Source organism: Microvirga sp. P5_D2 (assembly GCF_054049475.1).
This window is the reverse complement of record NZ_JBFUMH010000110.1, coordinates 1-18,136: the sequence shown is the minus strand read 5'-3', so window position 1 is coordinate 18,136 and position 18,136 is coordinate 1. Positions and strand designations below refer to the sequence as shown.

At 59.9% G+C, this 18,136-nt stretch carries 23 protein-coding genes and 1 pseudogene; 22 read left to right on the top strand and 2 right to left on the bottom strand.

What is annotated here, in order from left to right; translation table 11 throughout:
• Window positions 1-186 precede the first annotated feature (186 nt).
• The 20 genes from ACXJKO_RS21915 (at window position 187) to ACXJKO_RS21820 (ending at window position 15,312) form a co-directional block, all read left to right on the top strand.
• On the top strand, window positions 187-405 hold the full coding sequence (locus ACXJKO_RS21915) for a hypothetical protein (protein ID WP_457093190.1): 219 nt from the start codon (window positions 187-189) through the stop codon (window positions 403-405).
• A gap of 320 nt (window positions 406-725) precedes the next feature.
• Entirely contained in the window at window positions 726-1,160 is a 435-nt protein-coding gene (locus tag ACXJKO_RS21910) for a hypothetical protein (protein ID WP_457093189.1), read from the top strand.
• 317 nt (window positions 1,161-1,477) lie between these two features.
• Complete coding sequence (locus tag ACXJKO_RS21905; RefSeq protein WP_457093188.1) at window positions 1,478-1,696, top strand: hypothetical protein; 219 nt, start codon at window positions 1,478-1,480, stop codon at window positions 1,694-1,696.
• Window positions 1,697-1,757: 61 nt separating this feature from the next.
• Window positions 1,758-1,997 carry a hypothetical protein gene (locus ACXJKO_RS21900; RefSeq protein WP_457093187.1) on the top strand — a complete coding sequence of 80 codons (240 nt, stop codon included), beginning with the start codon at window positions 1,758-1,760 and terminating at the stop codon, window positions 1,995-1,997.
• A 91-nt stretch (window positions 1,998-2,088) separates the two neighbouring features.
• On the top strand, window positions 2,089-2,907 hold the full coding sequence (locus ACXJKO_RS21895; RefSeq protein ID WP_457093186.1) for a transglutaminase-like domain-containing protein: 819 nt from the start codon (window positions 2,089-2,091) through the stop codon (window positions 2,905-2,907).
• Window positions 2,908-3,335: 428 nt separating this feature from the next.
• Window positions 3,336-3,545 (top strand): cold-shock protein, encoded by a 210-nt coding sequence (locus ACXJKO_RS21890; protein ID WP_457093185.1) that lies wholly within the window; start codon window positions 3,336-3,338, stop codon window positions 3,543-3,545.
• A gap of 148 nt (window positions 3,546-3,693) precedes the next feature.
• On the top strand, window positions 3,694-3,903 hold the full coding sequence (locus tag ACXJKO_RS21885; protein ID WP_457093184.1) for a hypothetical protein: 210 nt from the start codon (window positions 3,694-3,696) through the stop codon (window positions 3,901-3,903).
• On the top strand, window positions 3,900-4,193 hold the full coding sequence (locus ACXJKO_RS21880) for a hypothetical protein (RefSeq protein WP_457093183.1): 294 nt from the start codon (window positions 3,900-3,902) through the stop codon (window positions 4,191-4,193). Before ACXJKO_RS21885 ends, ACXJKO_RS21880 begins: the two co-directional genes overlap by 4 nt.
• A 52-nt stretch (window positions 4,194-4,245) precedes the next feature.
• Window positions 4,246-4,551, top strand: coding sequence for a hypothetical protein (locus ACXJKO_RS21875; RefSeq protein ID WP_457093182.1), 306 nt, complete (start codon window positions 4,246-4,248; stop codon window positions 4,549-4,551).
• Window positions 4,552-4,592: 41 nt separating this feature from the next.
• Window positions 4,593-4,733 (top strand): hypothetical protein, encoded by a 141-nt coding sequence (locus ACXJKO_RS21870; protein WP_457093181.1) that lies wholly within the window; start codon window positions 4,593-4,595, stop codon window positions 4,731-4,733.
• A gap of 186 nt (window positions 4,734-4,919) precedes the next feature.
• On the top strand, window positions 4,920-5,624 hold the full coding sequence (locus tag ACXJKO_RS21865) for a spermine/spermidine synthase domain-containing protein (protein WP_457093191.1): 705 nt from the start codon (window positions 4,920-4,922) through the stop codon (window positions 5,622-5,624).
• A gap of 330 nt (window positions 5,625-5,954) precedes the next feature.
• Window positions 5,955-6,203 carry a ParB N-terminal domain-containing protein gene (locus ACXJKO_RS21860; protein WP_457093180.1) on the top strand — a complete coding sequence of 83 codons (249 nt, stop codon included), beginning with the start codon at window positions 5,955-5,957 and terminating at the stop codon, window positions 6,201-6,203.
• Between the two features lie 229 nt (window positions 6,204-6,432).
• Window positions 6,433-7,083 (top strand): PAQR family membrane homeostasis protein TrhA, encoded by a 651-nt coding sequence (trhA, locus tag ACXJKO_RS21855; RefSeq protein WP_457093179.1) that lies wholly within the window; start codon window positions 6,433-6,435, stop codon window positions 7,081-7,083.
• A 418-nt stretch (window positions 7,084-7,501) separates the two neighbouring features.
• Entirely contained in the window at window positions 7,502-8,290 is a 789-nt protein-coding gene (locus ACXJKO_RS21850) for a bestrophin-like domain (RefSeq protein WP_457093178.1), read from the top strand.
• 501 nt (window positions 8,291-8,791) lie between these two features.
• A complete protein-coding gene (locus ACXJKO_RS21845; RefSeq protein WP_457093177.1) occupies window positions 8,792-9,448 on the top strand; it encodes a VOC family protein in 657 nt (218 codons plus the stop codon).
• 210 nt (window positions 9,449-9,658) lie between these two features.
• Entirely contained in the window at window positions 9,659-10,960 is a 1,302-nt protein-coding gene (locus tag ACXJKO_RS21840; protein ID WP_457093176.1) for an epoxide hydrolase family protein, read from the top strand.
• 57 nt (window positions 10,961-11,017) lie between these two features.
• Window positions 11,018-12,136: a thioredoxin family protein gene (locus ACXJKO_RS21835; RefSeq protein ID WP_457093175.1), complete on the top strand. Its 1,119-nt coding sequence runs from the start codon at window positions 11,018-11,020 to the stop codon at window positions 12,134-12,136.
• Between the two features lie 69 nt (window positions 12,137-12,205).
• Window positions 12,206-12,847, top strand: coding sequence for an isochorismatase family cysteine hydrolase (locus ACXJKO_RS21830; RefSeq protein WP_457093174.1), 642 nt, complete (start codon window positions 12,206-12,208; stop codon window positions 12,845-12,847).
• A 34-nt stretch (window positions 12,848-12,881) separates the two neighbouring features.
• A complete protein-coding gene (locus ACXJKO_RS21825) occupies window positions 12,882-14,174 on the top strand; it encodes an epoxide hydrolase family protein (protein WP_457093173.1) in 1,293 nt (430 codons plus the stop codon).
• Between the two features lie 85 nt (window positions 14,175-14,259).
• Complete coding sequence (locus tag ACXJKO_RS21820; RefSeq protein ID WP_457093172.1) at window positions 14,260-15,312, top strand: alpha/beta fold hydrolase; 1,053 nt, start codon at window positions 14,260-14,262, stop codon at window positions 15,310-15,312.
• Window positions 15,313-15,357: 45 nt separating this feature from the next.
• Here the strand turns inward: ACXJKO_RS21820 and ACXJKO_RS21815 are convergent, their stop codons facing one another.
• On the bottom strand, window positions 15,358-16,032 hold the full coding sequence (locus ACXJKO_RS21815) for a type 1 glutamine amidotransferase domain-containing protein (RefSeq protein ID WP_457093171.1): 675 nt from the start codon (window positions 16,030-16,032) through the stop codon (window positions 15,358-15,360).
• A 305-nt stretch (window positions 16,033-16,337) separates the two neighbouring features.
• Window positions 16,338-16,625: a zinc-binding dehydrogenase gene (locus ACXJKO_RS21810; protein WP_457093170.1), complete on the bottom strand. Its 288-nt coding sequence runs from the start codon at window positions 16,623-16,625 to the stop codon at window positions 16,338-16,340.
• 60 nt (window positions 16,626-16,685) lie between these two features.
• On the opposite strand from ACXJKO_RS21810, the gene ACXJKO_RS21805 reads away from it, so the two are divergent.
• Window positions 16,686-17,828 carry a sensor histidine kinase gene (locus ACXJKO_RS21805; protein WP_457093169.1) on the top strand — a complete coding sequence of 381 codons (1,143 nt, stop codon included), beginning with the start codon at window positions 16,686-16,688 and terminating at the stop codon, window positions 17,826-17,828.
• Between the two features lie 158 nt (window positions 17,829-17,986).
• Window positions 17,987-18,136 (top strand): annotated as a pseudogene (locus ACXJKO_RS21800) (IS5/IS1182 family transposase); the annotation flags it as partial.

The following is an 18,136-nucleotide window of genomic DNA, read 5'->3' as shown; positions in this document are numbered from 1 at the left end:
GGGATCGGTTCGCGGCGATAGAGATGATAGGGATCCGAACCTCGTCGGAGCTCATCGAGAAAGTCGAGGAGACCTACAGTCTCTCCCACGAGCAGGCGACTAGAGATGTCGAGTTCTGGGCTTTGGATAAGCAGCTTTGAGCCGGTCACTGTACGACGAGACCAGCCCCAAACAATGGAGGCTACGATGTTTGGCTTTAGAGGCGGCGAAAGCGATGAAACCGTGACACGCAAGACAGGCTACCGCAGCGATGCGAAACGCCAGTGGAGTTGCCTGACGACCTTGGACCTGTCGCAGATCAAGAACGAGGAACAACTGATCACTCTGGTGAAGGTTCGCTATAGCCTGCCCTATGAAACTGCCAAAGCTGATGTCGAGGGCTGGATGGTAGGCAAGCAGTTTTGAGGTTGCCGCAGGATTGGGACCGACGGCCGACTCTTCCGTCCCAGCGAGTAGCCAGTGGAGATCCACTATGACAACGGAGTTTTACATCGTTCGACATCATGGCGCTTGGCGCATCCGGGTGAATGGCAAACACCATGGGGAGTACGGCTCCCGCGTTTTGGCCGTCAACGCCGCCGTGACGGAGGCCCAAACGGCGGGGCTGGGAGCCGAGGTCTTCAGCACGGGAATTGTCAGCCAATTCAGCCACGAATGGCGGTCGGGAGATGGTGCCGGTCCGCTCCAGACTTCATCATCGCAGCGGGCACTAAAGGGAGCGAGGCATGAGTGAGCGTATCGGCCGTTTGTGCGATGAGCTTCGTATCAAGCTCCACGGTCTCGATCGCCGACTTGAAGCATTGAAATCGAATGGCGTGGCAACCTTTGACCACTCGCAGAATGTTCTTGAGAGCCAGCTCGACCGTGTCGAGCAACGCATCTACGACAACCGCGTTGCCGTCGAGGTCGCCAATGTCAGGGTGAAGACGTGGCTAGCGGAGAAGAAGTCTGGCTTCGATGCCGGTCGGGCAATGTGGAAGGAACACCATGAGGTCTACCTCCTCGAAGGCCGCGCTGAGGATGCCGAGACTTACGCGATAGCTGCCTTCGAGCTTGCCGCCGCCGCAGCGGATGAAGCTACTCTGGCAGTTCTGCAGGCACTTCTCGCCCGCAACGATGCCGACCTGGCTACTCTGCCGGAAAGCGATACATCCGAATGAATATCTTTCATCGCACATGCAAGAGTCCCGGCAGATTAAGCCCTGGAACGGATTTGAGAATGAATGAAGAAGAGACCATGCTGGACCATCGGGATATGTATTTTCTCGGGGTTCTCGCAGAGCGAATTCTGAAGGATGGCAAATTCCCACGTGGCTGTGGCAAGGCTCGAGCTCTGGCACTCTCACGGGCTGGATACTTGATCGRCACCCCTCATCGTATCGCCGATAGAACGTCAAAGGTCAGGTTTGAAATTACTGCGAACGGGCAGCCCGCCTGGAAAGCATATCGGTTCGTTTAGCAAGGCGGAGCTTCTGCGATGTTTATGATCGAGTTCTTTCGTATCCGGGATATGGACGAAGCACATGCCACACTGGATCGGGTTGAATATGATACAACCGATCTGGAGGATGCGAAGGTCAGAGCCCGGTCGCTCTTTGAGACCTTGAACATGCCGCAAAAGCCGGATGGCTTGCGGATCTTGGGCCAAAATGGCGATGAGGTGTTTTCCTGGCGTCCAGAGCACTACGGCAGTTGAATGCCGAGCTGTCTCTTTTGGTACGTTGTTCGCTCTGAATGAGTCCTATGGGAGAGTAGCGATGGCCAATGTTCACTACAGGATCGTGGAGCACGAGGGCGGATGGGCTTACAAGGTCGGAGACGTCTTCTCGGAACGCTACGCCACTCATGACGAAGCCCGCAAGGCGGCGGAGAGGGCCGCTGCTGAACAGAAGCTGCCGGGCGCGACCGAGGACATCGAATTCCAGGACGAGGCTGGTGATTGGCACGAAGAAGTGTCTTTGGGAAAGGACCGGCCGGAGACAGACGTCACTGGGTGAACGGCTGGATCTCCGTCCCGATTCGGGAGAAGATCAACCCTGATCGCTGGCGGATGGAATTCCACTGCACTGGACGGCTAAGGATAAACCCATGCGGATTCGCGTCGGCTGCGAGATGACCTACGAGGTCGGGCAAGTCACGCCCATGATCGCGATCCTTAATGTCCACTCATCGAGAGTGTCCGACCTGGAGCGGCCCGATTACCTCATCACGGTGCCATCGGTCCCTGTGGAGGGATACCGGGACAGTTTCGGAAACTGGTGTAACCGTCTCGTAGCCCCAATTGGGAGGATCAGCCTCAGGACAGAAACCGTTGTCCGCGATACAGGCCAGTGGGACGTGACAGATCCGGGTGCTGAGCAGATTCAGATCCAAAACCTTCCCGCAGAAACTCTGCTCTTCCTGCTGGGAAGCCGATACTGCGAAACGGATTGCCTCTCCGACGTCGCCTGGAGCCTCTTTGGAACAACGCCGTTGGGCTGGGCCCGCGTGCAAGCGATCTGCGACTACGTGCACGATCATATCACCTTCGGGTATGAGCACTCTCGGGCAACGCGTACGGCTGCCGAGGCCTTTGAGGAAAAGCGCGGCGTGTGCCGCGACTATGCTCATTTGGCGCTCGCGCTTTGCCGATGCCTCAACATCCCGGCCCGCTATTGCACCGGCTATATCAGTGACATCGGCCTTCCGTTGCCTCACGCGCCCCAGGACTTTGCCGCCTGGATCGAGGTCTTTTTGGGTGGGCGCTGGCATACGTTCGATCCACGCAACAACGATCCGCGGATCGGCAGGATCTTGATTRCCCGCGGCCGCGATGCTGCCGACGTCCCGCTGACCCTCACCTTTGGACCAAGCACTCTGGTGAATTTTCGTGTGATCACTGAGGAATTGATCGGCTCTGGATACTAACCGGCAGGCTTTATGTAACGCTTGCGCGAACCCATTCGAGCCTCATAGCTCCGTCTGATCCTGAGATCCAACCGCCCGCAATCGTCCGAGCGACGCTTCCGCAGCAGCAGGAGAAGCGGCTCTGGACGATGCCACAAATATTGGATTTGTGCTGCTACTGTCATGGGTAGTGCTATCTATCAATCAAGCTGAGCGAACATAAGTTCTTTCAACTCGAAGGAATATGAGGGACAGTACTTGCTATAATTCAGGATGATGCATATATTAATATTATCGGATTTTGGCCGGACAATCGGGTCGTTTCGCTTTTGGCACTGCCAGGCGCACGTTCGGACTTTCTTACCATTACATCGACGAACCGAGATAAGGCCGCGCTTGTGCGCGCCTTTGCTCACGTGCATCTGCAGCAATCGCGAAAGGCTACTCCCATGATCACGGGCACTGTAAAATTCTACAACGACATGAAGGGCTTCGGCTTCATCCAACCGAGTGACGGCAGCAAGGACGTTTTCGTCCATGCCACCGCTCTGGAACGCGCCGGCATGCGCAACCTCGTCGAGGGCCAGAAGGTTGCCTTCGACACGGCCGAGGACCGCCGCTCCGGCAAGATTGCCGTCAACAACATCGAGACCGCATAAGCGTTGATGACAGCGCAAGATACATTTCTGCGCCGCTAAGTCTTGAGGCCGCCCCGCGTGGGCGGCCTTTTCGTTTTCAGCCGCTACCATCGCGCCTTGGTTCCCGGCCCTACCCTGCCCAATAGCAGCTCAGCTTCAGGAGTAACGAATGTCTCACAAGTATAAGATTCATCAGTTGGTTCGCATCACCCATCCGAATTTCTCGGACAAGCGTGCCAACTCAAGCGGCATCTACGAGGTGACGCGGCTCATGCCGGCCGATCAGACCGGTGAAGCCTCGTACCGCATCAAATCGTCCGGCTTCGGCGAACGTGCCGTGCGGGAGAGCGAGATCTCTGCGAGGGCATCCGAGATTTGACCAACGGCGAGGCGTATTTCCACGGATCCCGGATTTACGAACCGGTTGCACTGCTTCGACGGAGCGATGAGATCCTGTACGTTGCCCGCGTGGGCATGAAGGCTTCACGGCAGTTTATGATCCTGACGCCCACGGGCGAGCCTGCTTGGCCGCATGAGCCTCTCGGCAGTCTCTCGGATATCGGCTGGGCGCTTCGAGCACATGAATGGCACGACGTGACGCCTGAACCCGTTGGACAGAATGAGCGGTTGGCCAAGACGCTGGCCTCCCTGCTGATCGAACGTGCTTAGGTGATCCGCTCACCACCGGATGCGCAGGTAACAGATACGGAGGAACCAGACCTTGGCTGATCAACCGACCAATCTCGATGCTCATCGCGGCATGGCCGCACAGAAGGCAACCGACCTCCGACGTCTGCGGTCCGAAGTCGAAGCCGACCAAGCGGCTCTGCACGCAAGACAAGCGGAACTCGAAGACCTGCTGGCAGCCGCCCCCGCCGCCGATTGGCCGGAGGCCGTCGAGAAGGCGCGCTATCTGCTTGGCCTCTTCACGCAGAGCTTGGATGCAAGCGATCTACGCCGACTCAAGCTGATCGACCGCGTGCTGGCTGACTTCGACCATCTGCTCGACAAGTCGTCCCACGACTGAGATGATCTTTCCCAGGCTCTTAACGACAACGGAGACAAGCYATGGCCAAAGGCGAACAACGCGGCAACCGCGARGCAAAAAAGCCGAAGAAGGACAAGCCGAAGGACGCAATCCCGACCTCGCCCTTCGCGAACAAGGACAAAGGCAGCACGCCCGCGAAACCATCCGGCGGCAAGCGATAGCGCCCTCTCGCATCGCCCTGCGAACGACCCTGCTCGGCGCATTCCTTGGAAAGGATCACGAGCAAGAGAGTGCGACGCGTTGACCAAAGACATGGATGAGCGTGTGCCCGTTGATCGGCRTTCSCGACAAGTGCATTCTCCTGTACACGGTCCGGCGAAATAATAATGCTGACTGAAGAGTTCTTCATGATTCCTTGGGTCTTACTCGACACGGCAAAAGTCCCCGGCAACGGGGGCGAGTTGCGCCTCAAGAGGCGGGGGGCCGAGTTCTCCATCATGYTGGGCAGCAACGAGTTGATGAACAGCCGCCTCAGTGGCTCCGAGGAGGCGCTCGCCAAGCTGTCTTGCCTGAGACTTCGGGGCCGCGAGCGACCACAGATCCTTATCGGCGGGTTGGGGATGGGCTTTACGCTTCGCGCTGCGCTTGCTGAGCTCGGGCCCGATGCTCAGGTCACTGTGGCTGAACTGGTACCTGCCGTCGTGGCATGGGCCCGAGGTCCCATGGCCGAAGTCTTCGGCGATAGCCTTGCCGATCCGCGCGTCAGCATCTTCGAAGGGGATGTCGGCGGCCTGATACGATCGAGCCGGTCCGCCTACGATGTGATCATGCTCGATGTCGACAATGGACCCGAGGGGCTGACACGCAAGGCCAATGATAGCCTCTACGACTTGTCGGGGCTTAGCTCCGCTCGGACGGCACTGACCCCTGGTGGCGTCTTTGCCGTGTGGTCATCGGCGCCGAATAAAGCCTTCACCCAGGACCTGCGCAAGGCGGGATTTGGCGTGGAAGAGGTAGGTGCCCGCGCCAACGGAACACGTGGGGGCGCAAGACACACGATCTGGATTGCGACCCAACAAGGGGGTCAACCCGCGTCGCAGGCGCAAAGCTAGAGAAACGATGCGTCGTGTATTTCGCTCCCGATCAGACCCATCGCACAACATTCATTCTGGATTGCTTGCTTGGATGACTTTTCCCGTCGGAGCATGGTCAAAGTATAGCATTCATAAATACGATCCTCGGGCGGCAAGCATCAGACTTGGGGTGGAGGTTGGAGCACAAGGAGTTGGATAGCGAGCCGAAGCCTAGCGATGCTGGCCCCGCCCTGCATTTAGAATTGGCTTTTATCGCCCAATTAGGCGTGTGCCGCAGGAGAAGACCTGATGTCAAAACCGACCGGCAACGCCTAAGCTTTGGTTCAAGACGACACTGGAGCAGCAGAGATGATGAAGAAGCAGATCATTCCGGTTCAGGATGTCTACGTCCCTGTCCAGCGGCGCCAGACCCTTGACCGACAGAAGGTTGACGCCCTCGCCGAGAGCATTCTGACAAAGGGGCAGGAGGCACCTATTCTTGTGCGCCCTGATGGCAAACGCTATGTCCTGGTGGAGGGTCTGCATCGCTTGGAAGCCTGCAAAGCACTCGGAGAGACAACTGTAGCCGTTTACTTGGTGCAGGCTCGTAAGCATTGACCCGGGCTCTATGCAGAGACGAGCGCAATCGAAGCGCGGAGCCACGTGTGGCGGCGTTTGCCACCTGATCCCGGGTTGGCCGGATGTTTTATGCCGAAATGAATTTGCTCGACAGCTAGCGGGCCGTCTGTAGCGAAGCCGGGTGCCGCTTCTGGTAGTTTCAGTTCGGCAACCTATCTCCTGGCGACCGGATCCGGTGGTATCCTGAATCAACCCTTCTGCAGAGGTAGTGAACTTGAAATGGAACTACGATAAGAAAGAGATCCTCACCGATGGCATCGTGCATGTGGTAGGTGTAACGATCGGGATCGTCTCCATCAGCGCCTTGCTCATCATGGCCGCCCCGACCGTCGGAGCGTGGGAGTTTACGTCCATTCTGATCTATGGTGTCAGCCTTCTAACGGCGCTCACCGTCTCGGCGCTCTATAACCTTTGGCCTGTCTCGCCCATCAAATGGATGCTGCGACGGTTCGACCATTCGGCCATTTATCTCCTGATTGCCGGCACCTACACACCCTTCATCACGCAAATGAAGACGAACGCCGAGTCCCTTGTGCTGCTGGTCGGCGTGTGGCTGACTTCCATGGTCGGGATCGTACTCAAACTCCGCTTCCCGGGTCGGTTCGACCGCCTCTCGATCCTGCTCTACCTGTTCCTGGGTTGGAGCGGCGTTATGGCCTATGAATCTGTGTTCGGCACGCTTCCCGCCTCCACCATTTGGCTTCTTGCCATCGGCGGCATTCTCTACACAGCCGGCGTGGTGTTCCACCTTTGGGAGAGCCTGCGCTTTCAAAATGCGATCTGGCACACATTCGTCCTCGCCGCCGCCGCCTTCCACTATAGCGCCGTGCTCGATTGCCTGGTGCTTGCACGGGCCTGACGTGCCACATGCCGAGGCGCGGTCCATAAACCGAGCGGCATGCCTGCGTCAGCTCGTCGACATGATGATGATCCATGCAGACGAAATGCACGGCGCCATCCCGAGAAACCGCAGCACAAGCACCAAGGCTCTCCTGCAGATAGCGGGTGAACTCGCTCTCACTCATCTCGCCGGAGGCCATGGCAAACTCGCGGTGGCGCACCTTGCCCTTGCCGACCGCATGACCATCGATCTTGATGTTATACGGCGGGTCCAGGTGTTTATCGCCAGTCTGGCTAGAGGTGAGGCAGGAAAACGGGTCGGGCTTGGCACTGCCCCTCAGCAGAGCCGTTAATTGGCCTGCTGCAGCAAGGCCGTTGCTGCTTGCGCACAGTTGCTCCCATCCGTCATATTTACCTGAACTGGAGCGGGTCGACACATGGCACTCCTGAGCACCCTGCCATTATGGCTGTCTGGCGTCCTCCTTGTCGGCGGGGCAACGCTCCTTGCCATGGCGGCCCCCGTTCTCGTCCGTAAGCGCGTGGCTTCAGAGCGGCTCCGTATCAACAACGAGGTCGCCGGCTTCACGTTTGCGACCGTCGGCGTGCTCTATGCAGTGCTGCTGGCTTTTGCCGTCATCATCGTCTGGGAAAAGTTCAGCGTGGCGGAGAATGCGGCGGCCCAGGAGGCCAGTGCCGCAGCGACCCTCTACCGCCTGGCGGACGGAATCGGGGGTGATCCCGGCGCCGCCCTCCGCGACGGCTTGACCCGCTACGTCAGGGCAGCGATCACGGAGGACTGGCCCGCGATGGAGCGGAGCGAGTCAGGCCCCGCAGTGACGCGCGCGCTGGACGCCGCCTACGCAACCCTGCTGATATTCACCCCCAGCGACGGCCGCGGAACGGTCGTTTTGGCCGAGGCGCTCCGCCAGCTTGACGTCTTGACCGAGGCCCGCCGCACGCGGCTCATCTTGGCCTCCGGCGCGGTCCCTGGGGTGCTCTGGTTCGTGCTCTTCGGCGGCGCCGTCCTGACGATCGGCTTCACGCTTTTCTTTGGCACCGAGAACCTGCGCGCTCATTCGATGATGACGGGGATCCTCGCCTTCCTGATCTTCTCGGGCCTGCTGGTGATCATCGCCATGAACCACCCCTTCGCGGGATCGGTGAGGGTGCGGCCGGAGGCGCTCGTGGCAGTGCTGGAGGATTTCGGTGCGAAGGCTCAGCCGTGATCCGCGATGGATCTCGTTGTCCTCATTCCAGAGTAGAACGGCTCATGGACGGATGCATGATCTTTCCACGTTCGTGGAAATCCTTCTGCCGATGTTAGCCTTCCCTCTGCCACTTTATCCTAGTGGCCGCGCCGACAGCCCCTCGCAATGGCGATCGATCTCTAACGTCGCCTCTTGGCACATCTAAGAAGTTAGGCTGAGGGCAGCTATCTCATCCAGAGCAGGCGTTCGCAAAGGACAGGGGATCGACAGAGAATGACCCAGCGCCGCTTTCCCGCCATGGCAAGAAGGCGTATCCTGTTCACATGAGTTAAAGCCCTGCGTTGGATATGGGCTCCCCGACGAGCCGCTCTTCATCGATAACGTTGTTGACGTTGCTCCTGTACTGCATGGTTTGAGTGCCTCGGTAACAATATCGATTTCGCTGTATGACTTTGCTGTGACTCACGCGCTTGGACGTGCGTTGCCACTCTCAAGGCACCGAAATCTGAGGAGATCGACATGAGCAGTCCTCCTGTGCGCAGTGAAGCTGCAGGCGAGTTCACAAGAACTCGGACGCTCGATATGAAGCTTGAGGTCGTCGTCATCCCTGTTTCGGACGTTGACCGCGCCAAACGCTTTTACGGCGGCTTGGGTTGGAGGCTCGATGCCGACTTCGTCAAGGGCGATGCCTTCCGGGTCGTCCAGTTTACGCCTCCTGGCTCGCCGTGCTCGATCCACTTCGGCAAGGGCGTCACCTCGGCCGGGCCGGGTTCGGCACAGAGACTTTATCTCGTCGTGTCCGACATCGAGGCCGCACGCGCCGAACTCGTCGAGCGTGGTGTCGACGTGAGTGAAGTGTTCCACCGTGCCGCCGTTGGGGAGGGCCCCTTAAGCGGACCCGATCCGGAACGGCGCAGTTACAACTCGTTCGCCACGTTCAGCGATCCGGATGGAAACAGCTGGCTGTTGCAGGAGGTCACCCAGCGCTTACCCGGACGCGTCGACGCGGACGACACGATATTCACCTCGCCGAATGAACTCGCGACCGCGCTCCGTCGTGCGGCGGCCGCGCATGGCGAGCACGAAAAGCGCACCGGCCAGCATGATGAGGGTTGGCCTGATTGGTACGCCGAGTACATCGTCCAGGAACAGACCGGACGGCAGCTGCCGTCGTGAGCGACGGCTCCAATGTCGGACCTGATCTCTTGGAAGGAATAGAGTTATCGCGCAGCTTCGCTTGTCAGCCAGGCTGGGAGGCGTATCCTGTTCACATACGTTATATTCGTGCGTTGGACCTTGGCTCTCCGATAGGCCGTTTTTGATCGACGGCTTTGCCGGCGGCGTTCCTGTACCGTGTGGTTTGCTTGACCGACAGGGAGAATGGCGATGTCCTTTCTCACCACTTCAGTCACAATGTTTTTGGTCGCGTCGGCAACCGTCGGCTTGCTCCCCACGCCCTTGGTCGCGCAGCCCGTCACATCGTCCGCCGCGACTGAAGACACGGCAATCCGTCCCTTCCGCGTCAATATCCCGGAAGAGCAACTCGCCGATCTCCGCCGCCGTATCGCGATGACTCGGTGGCCCGACCAGGAGACGGTCACGGATCAGTCGCAGGGCGTGCCATTGGCAATGATGAAAGAGCTGGCGAGCTACTGGGGGACAGACTACGACTGGCGCAAGGCCGAGGCGAAGCTGAATGCCTACCCGCAGTTCGTAACGAACATCGACAGGCTGGACATACATTTCATTCACGTTCGCTCGCCGCATCCGAACGCGATGCCACTCATCGTCACGCACGGGTGGCCCGGCTCGATCATCGAGCAGTTGAAAATCATCGATCCCCTGACCAATCCCACAGCTCATGGAGGACGGGCGGAGGACGCCTTTGACGTTGTGATCCCGTCGATGCCTGGATACGGGTTTTCAGGCAAGCCGACGAGCACAGGCTGGGGCCCCGAGCACATGGCCCATGCTTGGCCGGAGCTGATGAAGCGCCTGGGCTACACCCGCTACGTCGCCCAGGGCGGGGACTGGGGTGCGTTTGTCGTCGATCAGATGGGCTTGCAGGCGCCGGCGGGGCTGCTCGCCATCCACACCAACATGCCGGCCACTGTTCCAGGCGACATCGACAAGGCTCTGCTCGCCGGCGGCCCGGCGCCAGCGGGTCTCGCAGCCGACGAACAGCGCGCCTATGAGCAGCTGGTTCGAACGTTCAAGCAAGTCGACTACGCCAGGCTGATGGGGTCGCGCCCGCAAACCCTCTACGGCATTGCGGATTCCCCCATCGGCCTCGCCGCCTGGCTTCTCGACCACAATGACGCTGATGGCCAGCCGGCGGCGGCGGTCGCCACGGCTCTGAACCGGACCACGAGCGCCACCGGCGAACTGACACGGGACGAGATTCTCGACAACATCACACTCTACTGGCTGACGAACACGGGGGTCTCCGCGTCGCGTCTCTATTGGGAATACAAGGGTGGCTTTTTCAACGCCAAGGGTGTCGCCATCCCGGTGGCGGTGACTGTCTTTCCTGGCGAGCAATATCAAGCCCCGCGGAGTTGGACCGAGCGGGCGTATCCCAAACTCATCTACTACAACAAGGTCGACAAGGGCGGCCACTTCGCCGCGTGGGAGCAGCCGGAGCTTTTCTCTGAAGAGGTTCGTGCCGCGTTCCGGCCGCTCCGCTGATCTTTTTGAGGACTTCGGCGCGGCAATATTGATGGGATTCCGGAAGGGTATTCACCGATGGCCACCAACAAGCTCCTGGTTGCGGCGGTACTCGCCATCGCCCTCGGAGCCACGGTTACGGGCTTTGGAGAGGACATGACCATGTCGCAGCCACCAACAGCGCCAGGGGTCCGGGTTCCGTTCCTTCACGGGCTGCCTACGGGCCCAATTGCCGGGGAAGCCGAGCTGGCTTCCCTTGAGCGCGCGGACGCGTGGCTCAATTCGCAGCCTCTGACGGCGTCGGCTCTGCGCGGAAAAGTCGTCCTCATCGACTTCTGGACCTACACCTGCATCAACTGGCGGCGCACACTCCCTTATGTCCGCGCCTGGGCTGAAAAGTACAAGGATCATGGACTGGTGGTGATTGGCGTCCATGCACCGGAGTTCGCATTTGAAAAGGACCTGGGCAACGTGCGCCGGGCCGTGAACGACATGCGGATCAAGTATCCGGTCGCCGTGGACAGTGAGCATGTCATCTGGCGAGCCTTTGAGAACCAATACTGGCCGGCACTGTATTTCATCGATGCGCAGGGGCGCGTTCGCCATCATCAGTTTGGCGAGGGCTCATACGAACAGTCGGAGATGATCCTTCAAGAATTGCTGGCCGAGGCGGGAAAGAGCGAAATCGACCGTGAGCCGGTCTCGGTCGATGCCGGCGGTGTCGAAGCGGCAGCCGATTGGAGAAGCCTGAAGTCTCCGGAAAACTATATCGGGTATGAGCGTACCGAGGGCTTTGCTTCGCCCGGCGGGGCAGTCCTGGACAAGCCTCGCATGTACGAGCTGCCTGCGGGACTGCGTCTGAATCAATGGGCGCTGTCCGGCGATTGGACGGTGAAGACGGACACCGCCACGTTGAACAAGCCTAACGGGCGCATCGCGTACCGTTTCCACGCCCGCGATCTGCATCTCGTCATGGGCCCGGCAGCGCCGGGAACCTCCCTGAGATTTCGCGTGCTGATCGATGGAGGGCCGCCAGGCGCGGCCCACGGCATTGACGTTGACGAACAAGGCAATGGCACAGTGACCGAACAACGTCTGTACCAGCTGATCCGACAACCGAAACCGATCGCAAATCGGCAGTTCGAGATCGAGTTTCTCGGTTCGGGCGTGGAGGTTTTTGCTTTCACGTTCGGCTGATCCGCTGCCCAAGGCTCCGGTTCGCGCAGGGCAAGTTTCTAATCATCAACCCGCTGGAGTTTCGAAAGGATGGCTCAACCGACCTACAGTCCCACGACAACCGCTTTGCTGCTTGTCGATCCTTATAATGACTTTCTGAGCGAGGGCGGAAAGCTGTGGCCGCACTTCAAAGCGATTGCCGAGGAGGTGAATCTGCTCGACCATTTGCGGGCGCTCGTCAGGGTCGCCCGCGACAAGGGCATCAAGATTTACTTCGTGCCCCACCGCCGCTGGCAGCCGGGCGACTATGTGGAGTGGCACCACCCCACTCCCTACCAACTCGCCGGGGCCGAGCGGCAGAGCTTCGCCAAGGGGACGTGGGGTGGCGCGTTCCACGACGACTTCCAGCCGCAACCCGGTGACATCGTCGTGCACGAGCACTGGGGATCGAGTGGGTTCGCCAACACCGATCTCAACCAGCAGCTGAGACAGTTCGACATAAGCCACGTGATCCTTGTTGGCATGATCGCCAACACCTGCATCGAGGTGACCGGCCGATTCGCCATGGAGCTCGGCTACCACGTCACTCTGGTGAAGGATGCAACCGCCGCTTCCAGTCCAGAAGCCATGCATGCCGCTCACGCGATCAATGGGCCGACTTACGCCCATGCGATCCTGACCACCGCCGAGTTGATCGCGTCATTGAATGCCGAACCGACAGCGGTCGACTGAGGCCCTCATCGGCCAACACGCAGGGAGAGTGACGATGTCCTTTCTGAACACCTCAGCCTTAATGCTTCTGGCCACATCAGCCATCGTGGCCGCCGTCAGTCTGTTTCCCACGCCTTTGGCCGCGCAGCCCGCCCAAGCGGGCACGGCGACTGAAGACACGGCRATCCGTCCATTTAACTTCCGCGCGTCCGACGAGGAGCTGGCCGATCTCAAGCGGCGGATTAAGTCAACCAAGTGGCCCAGCCGCGAGTTGGTGCCAGACGACACACAGGGCGTGCGGCTCGCGACGATGCAGAAGCTCGCCGACTATTGGGCGAACCAGTACGACTGGCGAAAAGTCGAGGAGCGGCTCGCCGCGCTGCCGCAGTTCGTCACCACCATCGACGGCGTCGACATCCACTTCATCCACGTCAAATCGAAGGATCCGAACGCGCTGCCGGTGATCGTCACGCATGGCTGGCCGGGTTCGATTATCGAGCAACTCAAGATCATCGACCCGCTGACCAATCCGACAACTCATGGCGGGACAGCGGCAGACGCGTTCGACGTCGTCATTCCATCGATTCCAGGGTACGGCTTTTCCGGCAAGCCCACCGAGCTCGGATGGGATCCCATTCGCATCGCCCGCGCCTGGGCCGTCCTGATGGACCGGTTGGGGTACAAGAAATATGTCGCACAGGGCGGCGACTGGGGTGATGCCATCTCCGAGCAAATGGCGCTTCAGAAGCCGGCAGGATTACTTGGCATCCACACCAACATGCCCGGAACCCTTCCTGACAATATTTCGGCGGCGCTTGCCGGCGGGCCTGCACCGACAGGCCTCTCGGGCGACGAGAAATATGCCTGGGACCAGCTCGACTTCTTCTACAAGCACCGCGTCGGTTACGCGCAGGAAATGGGCAATCGTCCCCAGACACTTTACGGGATCGAGGATTCGCCCATCGGCCTTGCCGCGTGGATGCTCGACCATGATGCGGCCAGCCAAAAACTTATCGGACGGGTCTTCGACGGGCAGTCGGAGGGCCTCACGCGCGACGATATCCTCGACAACGTCACGCTCTACTGGCTGACCAACACAGGTGTCTCGTCGGCGCGCCTCTTTTGGGAGAGCAAGCTCGCCTTCTTCGCGCCCAAGGGCGTTACCATTCCGGTTGCGGTGAGCGCTTTCCCGGACGAAATCTACACCGCGCCGCGCAGTTGGGCCGAGAAAGCCTTCCCGAACCTGATTCACTACAACCGCCTGCCCAAGGGCGGCCATTTCGCCGCATGGGAGCAGCCGCAATTCTTCACGGAGGAGCTTCGCGCGAGCTTCAGGCCGCTGCGTTGAAGGGAAGGAGGCGGGCGGCGTGTATGCGATGCGCGTCGTCTGTCACACGCGACATAACCAGTTCCAAGCTGCCGGAGGGAGATGAATGTCCGAAGGGATTAATCATGATCGCCGCCGCCTGTTGAGCACTGCTGCTATGACCGTTGCTGCCACGGGGCTCGGTATGATGGGTTCTGCGGAGGCACAATCCAGCCGAGAAAGATCGTTGGATCTACCCGGGATAAAGCTGGGGACGAATACGTCGTTGGGTTCGCTGAAGCAGATCGATGCGGGCGCCCTGAATGTTGGGTACGCGGAAGCCGGCTCCGCCAACGGCCCTGTGGTCATTCTTCTGCACGGCTGGCCCTACGACATTCATACCTATGTGGATGTGACCCCTCTTCTGGCCTCGGCAGGCTACCGGGTGATCGTGCCGTATCTGCGCGGCTATGGCGCGACGCGCTTCCTCTCGGATGACACGTTCCGGAACGGACAGCCTTCGGCGCTCGCTCTCGACGCCATCGCATTGATGGATGCCCTCAGGATCGAGACGGCGACGCTCGCCGGTTGCGATTGGGGCGCGCGGACGGCCAACATCGTCGCAGCGCTCTGGCCGGAGCGGTGCAAGGCCATGGTGTCCGTGAGCGGTTATCTCATCGGCAGCCAGGAAGCCGGCAGGATGCCGCTGCCGCCCAAGGCCGAACTCGAATGGTGGTACCAGTTCTATTTCGCCACCGACCGTGGTCAGATCGGCTATGATCGATACCGGCACGATTTTGCCAAGCTCATTTGGCGACTCGCTTCGCCGAAATGGGAGTTCGACGATGCCACATTCGAGCGCAGCGCAGCGTCCTTTGACAATCCGGATCACGTCAGCATCGTCATCCATAACTACCGATGGCGACTCGGATTGGCCGACGGTGAGCACCGATACGACGATCTGGAAAAGCGGCTCGCCGCGTTCCCGCTGATCAGCGTTCCGACGATCACTCTGGAAGGGGATGCCAATGGTGCACCCCACCCGGACCCGGCGGTTTATGCCAGGAAATTCTCCGGCAGGTATGAGCATCGACTGGTCTCCGGCGGTATCGGTCACAACCTGCCCCAAGAGGCGCCGCAGGCCTTCGCCGCGGCCGTCGTCGATGTTAACCGTACTTGAGCGGCGTCAAGTAAGCGGCGCCAACGAGCCGTCGAAGATTGGGCACTACTTGAGGAGTCTAATAAGTTCCTGAGCCGCTGCAGTCGACGAGGCGGGGTTCTGGCCGGTAATCAAGCGGCCATCGACGATGGCGAAGCTCTCCCAGTCCGCAGCCTTCTCATAGCGTCCTCCGAGCCGCTTCAGCTCATCCTCGACGAGGAACGGCACGACGTTAGTAAGCTGGACGGCCTCCTCCTCGGAGTTGGTGAAGCCCGTGACGCGCTTGCCCTTGACGATCGGCTGACCCTGGTAGGTCACGCGATGCAGCACAGCCGGCCCGTGGCACACGGCAGCGACCGGCTTGCCGGCGTTGTAGAACGCCTCGATCAGGGCGATCGAAGTTGGATCGTCAGCGAGATCCCACATCGGGCCGTGACCGCCCGGATAGAAAACAGTGTCATAGTCGCCCGCCCGGACGTCGCTGAGCTTGGCGGTGTTCGCCAAAACCTCTTGCGCGGCGGGATCGCTCTTGAACCGCGCCATCGCCTCAGTCTGGTTGCCAGGCTCATCGCTCTTAGGATCGATCGGTGGCTGGCCGCCCTTGGGCGAGGCGACCGTGATCTCGGCCCCAGCATCCTTGAAGACATAGTAGGGCGCGGCAAATTCTTCGAGCCAGAAACCAGTTGGCTTGCCGGTATTGCCGAGCCGATCATGTGAGGTGAGCACCATCAGGATTTTCATGGGCGCATTCCTTAGTTGCCTCACGCGTGATGGACAAAGTCATGTTTCAACGGGTTATGATCAGACCAATAGTCTCTCGACGGCCTTCTTACGGACAGAGGGTTCGATCGACGCTCTTGAGCCAAGTGCGTCGAGACAAGGGTAACTCTACGCCTCGCCACCACTCACATGAAGTCTAACACAAGTCATTTGCTTGACACCAATTCACGGACCTGTGGGCGATGCGGCCATCAATATCCGCCGGTGTAGGTAAATGGCGCCGCTGAGTGCTGACCTTCGGGCTTTCCGTTTTAGAACGCCTGTCCTTAGCGGGTCAGCACCACGATCTTGCCGCACGCCCTGTTCTCCGCCGTGGTCCGGTGAGCCTCGACAATGTCGTCGAGGTGGAACACGCGGCCGGTGGGTAGCCGGATTAAACCCGCCGCGACCTCCTCGATCGGGCCCTGGAGCGGCATGGCCAGGAAGTCCGCCACGTCGCCGCAGTAGGCGGTGAGCGTCGTCGTGCCGGACCCCTGCTGGAATGGTGCAGGGATGCCTGTGGCACGACATTCCACTGTGACGGGGGTTAATGCTCCCATGGAACTGTCAGGCATCTGGAACCCTGGAACCTTTGGAGAATTGAATACCCTCTCACCACGGCGAAGCTCGATTAGATGGCCACCCAAAACGATACCGACCAAGAGGAGTTACTGGAGCAGCAGCGGGCCTTGGCTGAGTTCGGGGACTTCGCGCTCAAGACCGAGACCATCGATGACATCCTGAACAGGGCCTGCGAGCTCATCAGTCGAGCCCTCGAAACTGATCTTGCCAAGCTCATGGAACTGCTGCCTAACGGTCGGACTTTCGCAGTCCGGGCAGGCGTCGGGTGGAGACCAGGGATCATTGGAGAGGTCACTGTCACGGCGGCCGAGAACTCACCGGAAGGGCTGACCCTCAAGGAGGGGGCGGTCATCTCGACGAACTCCGATGAGGAGGACCGCTTCGAGTACCACGACTTCATGAAGGAGCATGGGGTCAAGGCATTTGTGAACGTGCTCGTGCTGAGCAGCAAGGGGCGTCCACCCTTCGGCGTCCTCCAGGTGGACAGTCGCGAACCCCGGGATTTCACGCAATCGGACATCGAGTTCCTCCGCAGCTACGCCAATCTCCTTGGCGCCGCCATCGAGCGTCTTCGGGTGGTAGACGAGCTGCGAGCAGCCGTAAGGGAGAAGGACCTTCTGATCGGCGAGCTCAATCACCGGGTGAAAAACACTCTGACGACGGTGCAGTCCATCGCATCGCAGACACTGCGGAACGCACCCTCGCTGGATCATGCCTCGGACGCCATCGAGAGCCGTCTCATCGCGCTGTCACAGGTTCACAATGTGCTGACCGACCGGAGCTGGGCGCATGTGGCGCTTCACGACATTGTTGCACAGGCCGTCGAGCCCTACCGCAGCCGGGGAGAAAACCGAATCCACGTGCAGGGCGCGAGCGTACAGGTCCCGCCGCGCATGGCGCTGCCGCTTGCGATGGCGCTCCAGGAACTTGTGACGAATGCCGTGAAATACGGGGCATTATCCAACGGAACAGGACAGATCCGAGTACATTGGATCCTGAATGGCGCGAGCACTCCTCCGCGTTTGCATCTGATGTGGCAGGAAACGGCGGGACCGCCTGTCCAGAAGCCTGTCCGCCGCGGCTTCGGCACGCGGCTCATTGAGCGCAGCCTGGCGCAGGAACTCGCGGGTGAGGTGCGGATCGAGTTTTCTGAGACGGGCGTCGTATGCTCAGTCGACGCTCCACTCGTGAGCTAAGGCAAACGACCGCTCCGGGCGCTTGTGATATCCGAGCTCGAAGGCAGCAATCCTCATCAAACCGGACGTTCCTAAAGGACAGTCAATCTCGGCTCCTGACCCAGGCTGTGTCAAAACGCGGTTGGTGGTAGGATTGCCCGCTCTGTTTGGAGGATCCGATGAGGCGCTTTGTTGAAGKCGTGGATCGCAGCCAGACCACCCTATTTCCCGAAAGCCTGGAGGACTGGGTCAGCGACGATAACCCGGTGCGCGTCATCGACGCCTTTGTCGACGCACTCGAGTTGAGAGCTCTGGGCTTTGAAGGCATT

Excerpts from the sequence above, each read along its gene's own strand:
- ACXJKO_RS21910 (WP_457093189.1), top strand. The coding sequence starts at position 726 with ATGAGTGAGCGTATCGGCCGTTTGTGCGATGAGCTTCGTATCAAGCTC.
- ACXJKO_RS21815 (WP_457093171.1), bottom strand. The coding sequence starts at position 16,032 with ATGAAAATCCTGATGGTGCTCACCTCACATGATCGGCTCGGCAATACC.
- ACXJKO_RS21820 (WP_457093172.1), top strand. The coding sequence starts at position 14,260 with ATGTCCGAAGGGATTAATCATGATCGCCGCCGCCTGTTGAGCACTGCT.
- ACXJKO_RS21890 (WP_457093185.1), top strand. The coding sequence starts at position 3,336 with ATGATCACGGGCACTGTAAAATTCTACAACGACATGAAGGGCTTCGGC.
- ACXJKO_RS21860 (WP_457093180.1), top strand. The coding sequence starts at position 5,955 with ATGATGAAGAAGCAGATCATTCCGGTTCAGGATGTCTACGTCCCTGTC.
- ACXJKO_RS21915 (WP_457093190.1), top strand. The coding sequence starts at position 187 with ATGTTTGGCTTTAGAGGCGGCGAAAGCGATGAAACCGTGACACGCAAG.
- ACXJKO_RS21810 (WP_457093170.1), bottom strand. The coding sequence starts at position 16,625 with ATGCCTGACAGTTCCATGGGAGCATTAACCCCCGTCACAGTGGAATGT.
- ACXJKO_RS21840 (WP_457093176.1), top strand. The coding sequence starts at position 9,659 with ATGTCCTTTCTCACCACTTCAGTCACAATGTTTTTGGTCGCGTCGGCA.
- ACXJKO_RS21900 (WP_457093187.1), top strand. The coding sequence starts at position 1,758 with ATGGCCAATGTTCACTACAGGATCGTGGAGCACGAGGGCGGATGGGCT.
- ACXJKO_RS21830 (WP_457093174.1), top strand. The coding sequence starts at position 12,206 with ATGGCTCAACCGACCTACAGTCCCACGACAACCGCTTTGCTGCTTGTC.
- ACXJKO_RS21805 (WP_457093169.1), top strand. The coding sequence starts at position 16,686 with ATGGCCACCCAAAACGATACCGACCAAGAGGAGTTACTGGAGCAGCAG.
- ACXJKO_RS21885 (WP_457093184.1), top strand. The coding sequence starts at position 3,694 with ATGTCTCACAAGTATAAGATTCATCAGTTGGTTCGCATCACCCATCCG.
- ACXJKO_RS21850 (WP_457093178.1), top strand. The coding sequence starts at position 7,502 with ATGGCACTCCTGAGCACCCTGCCATTATGGCTGTCTGGCGTCCTCCTT.
- ACXJKO_RS21835 (WP_457093175.1), top strand. The coding sequence starts at position 11,018 with ATGGCCACCAACAAGCTCCTGGTTGCGGCGGTACTCGCCATCGCCCTC.
- ACXJKO_RS21905 (WP_457093188.1), top strand. The coding sequence starts at position 1,478 with ATGTTTATGATCGAGTTCTTTCGTATCCGGGATATGGACGAAGCACAT.
- ACXJKO_RS21845 (WP_457093177.1), top strand. The coding sequence starts at position 8,792 with ATGAGCAGTCCTCCTGTGCGCAGTGAAGCTGCAGGCGAGTTCACAAGA.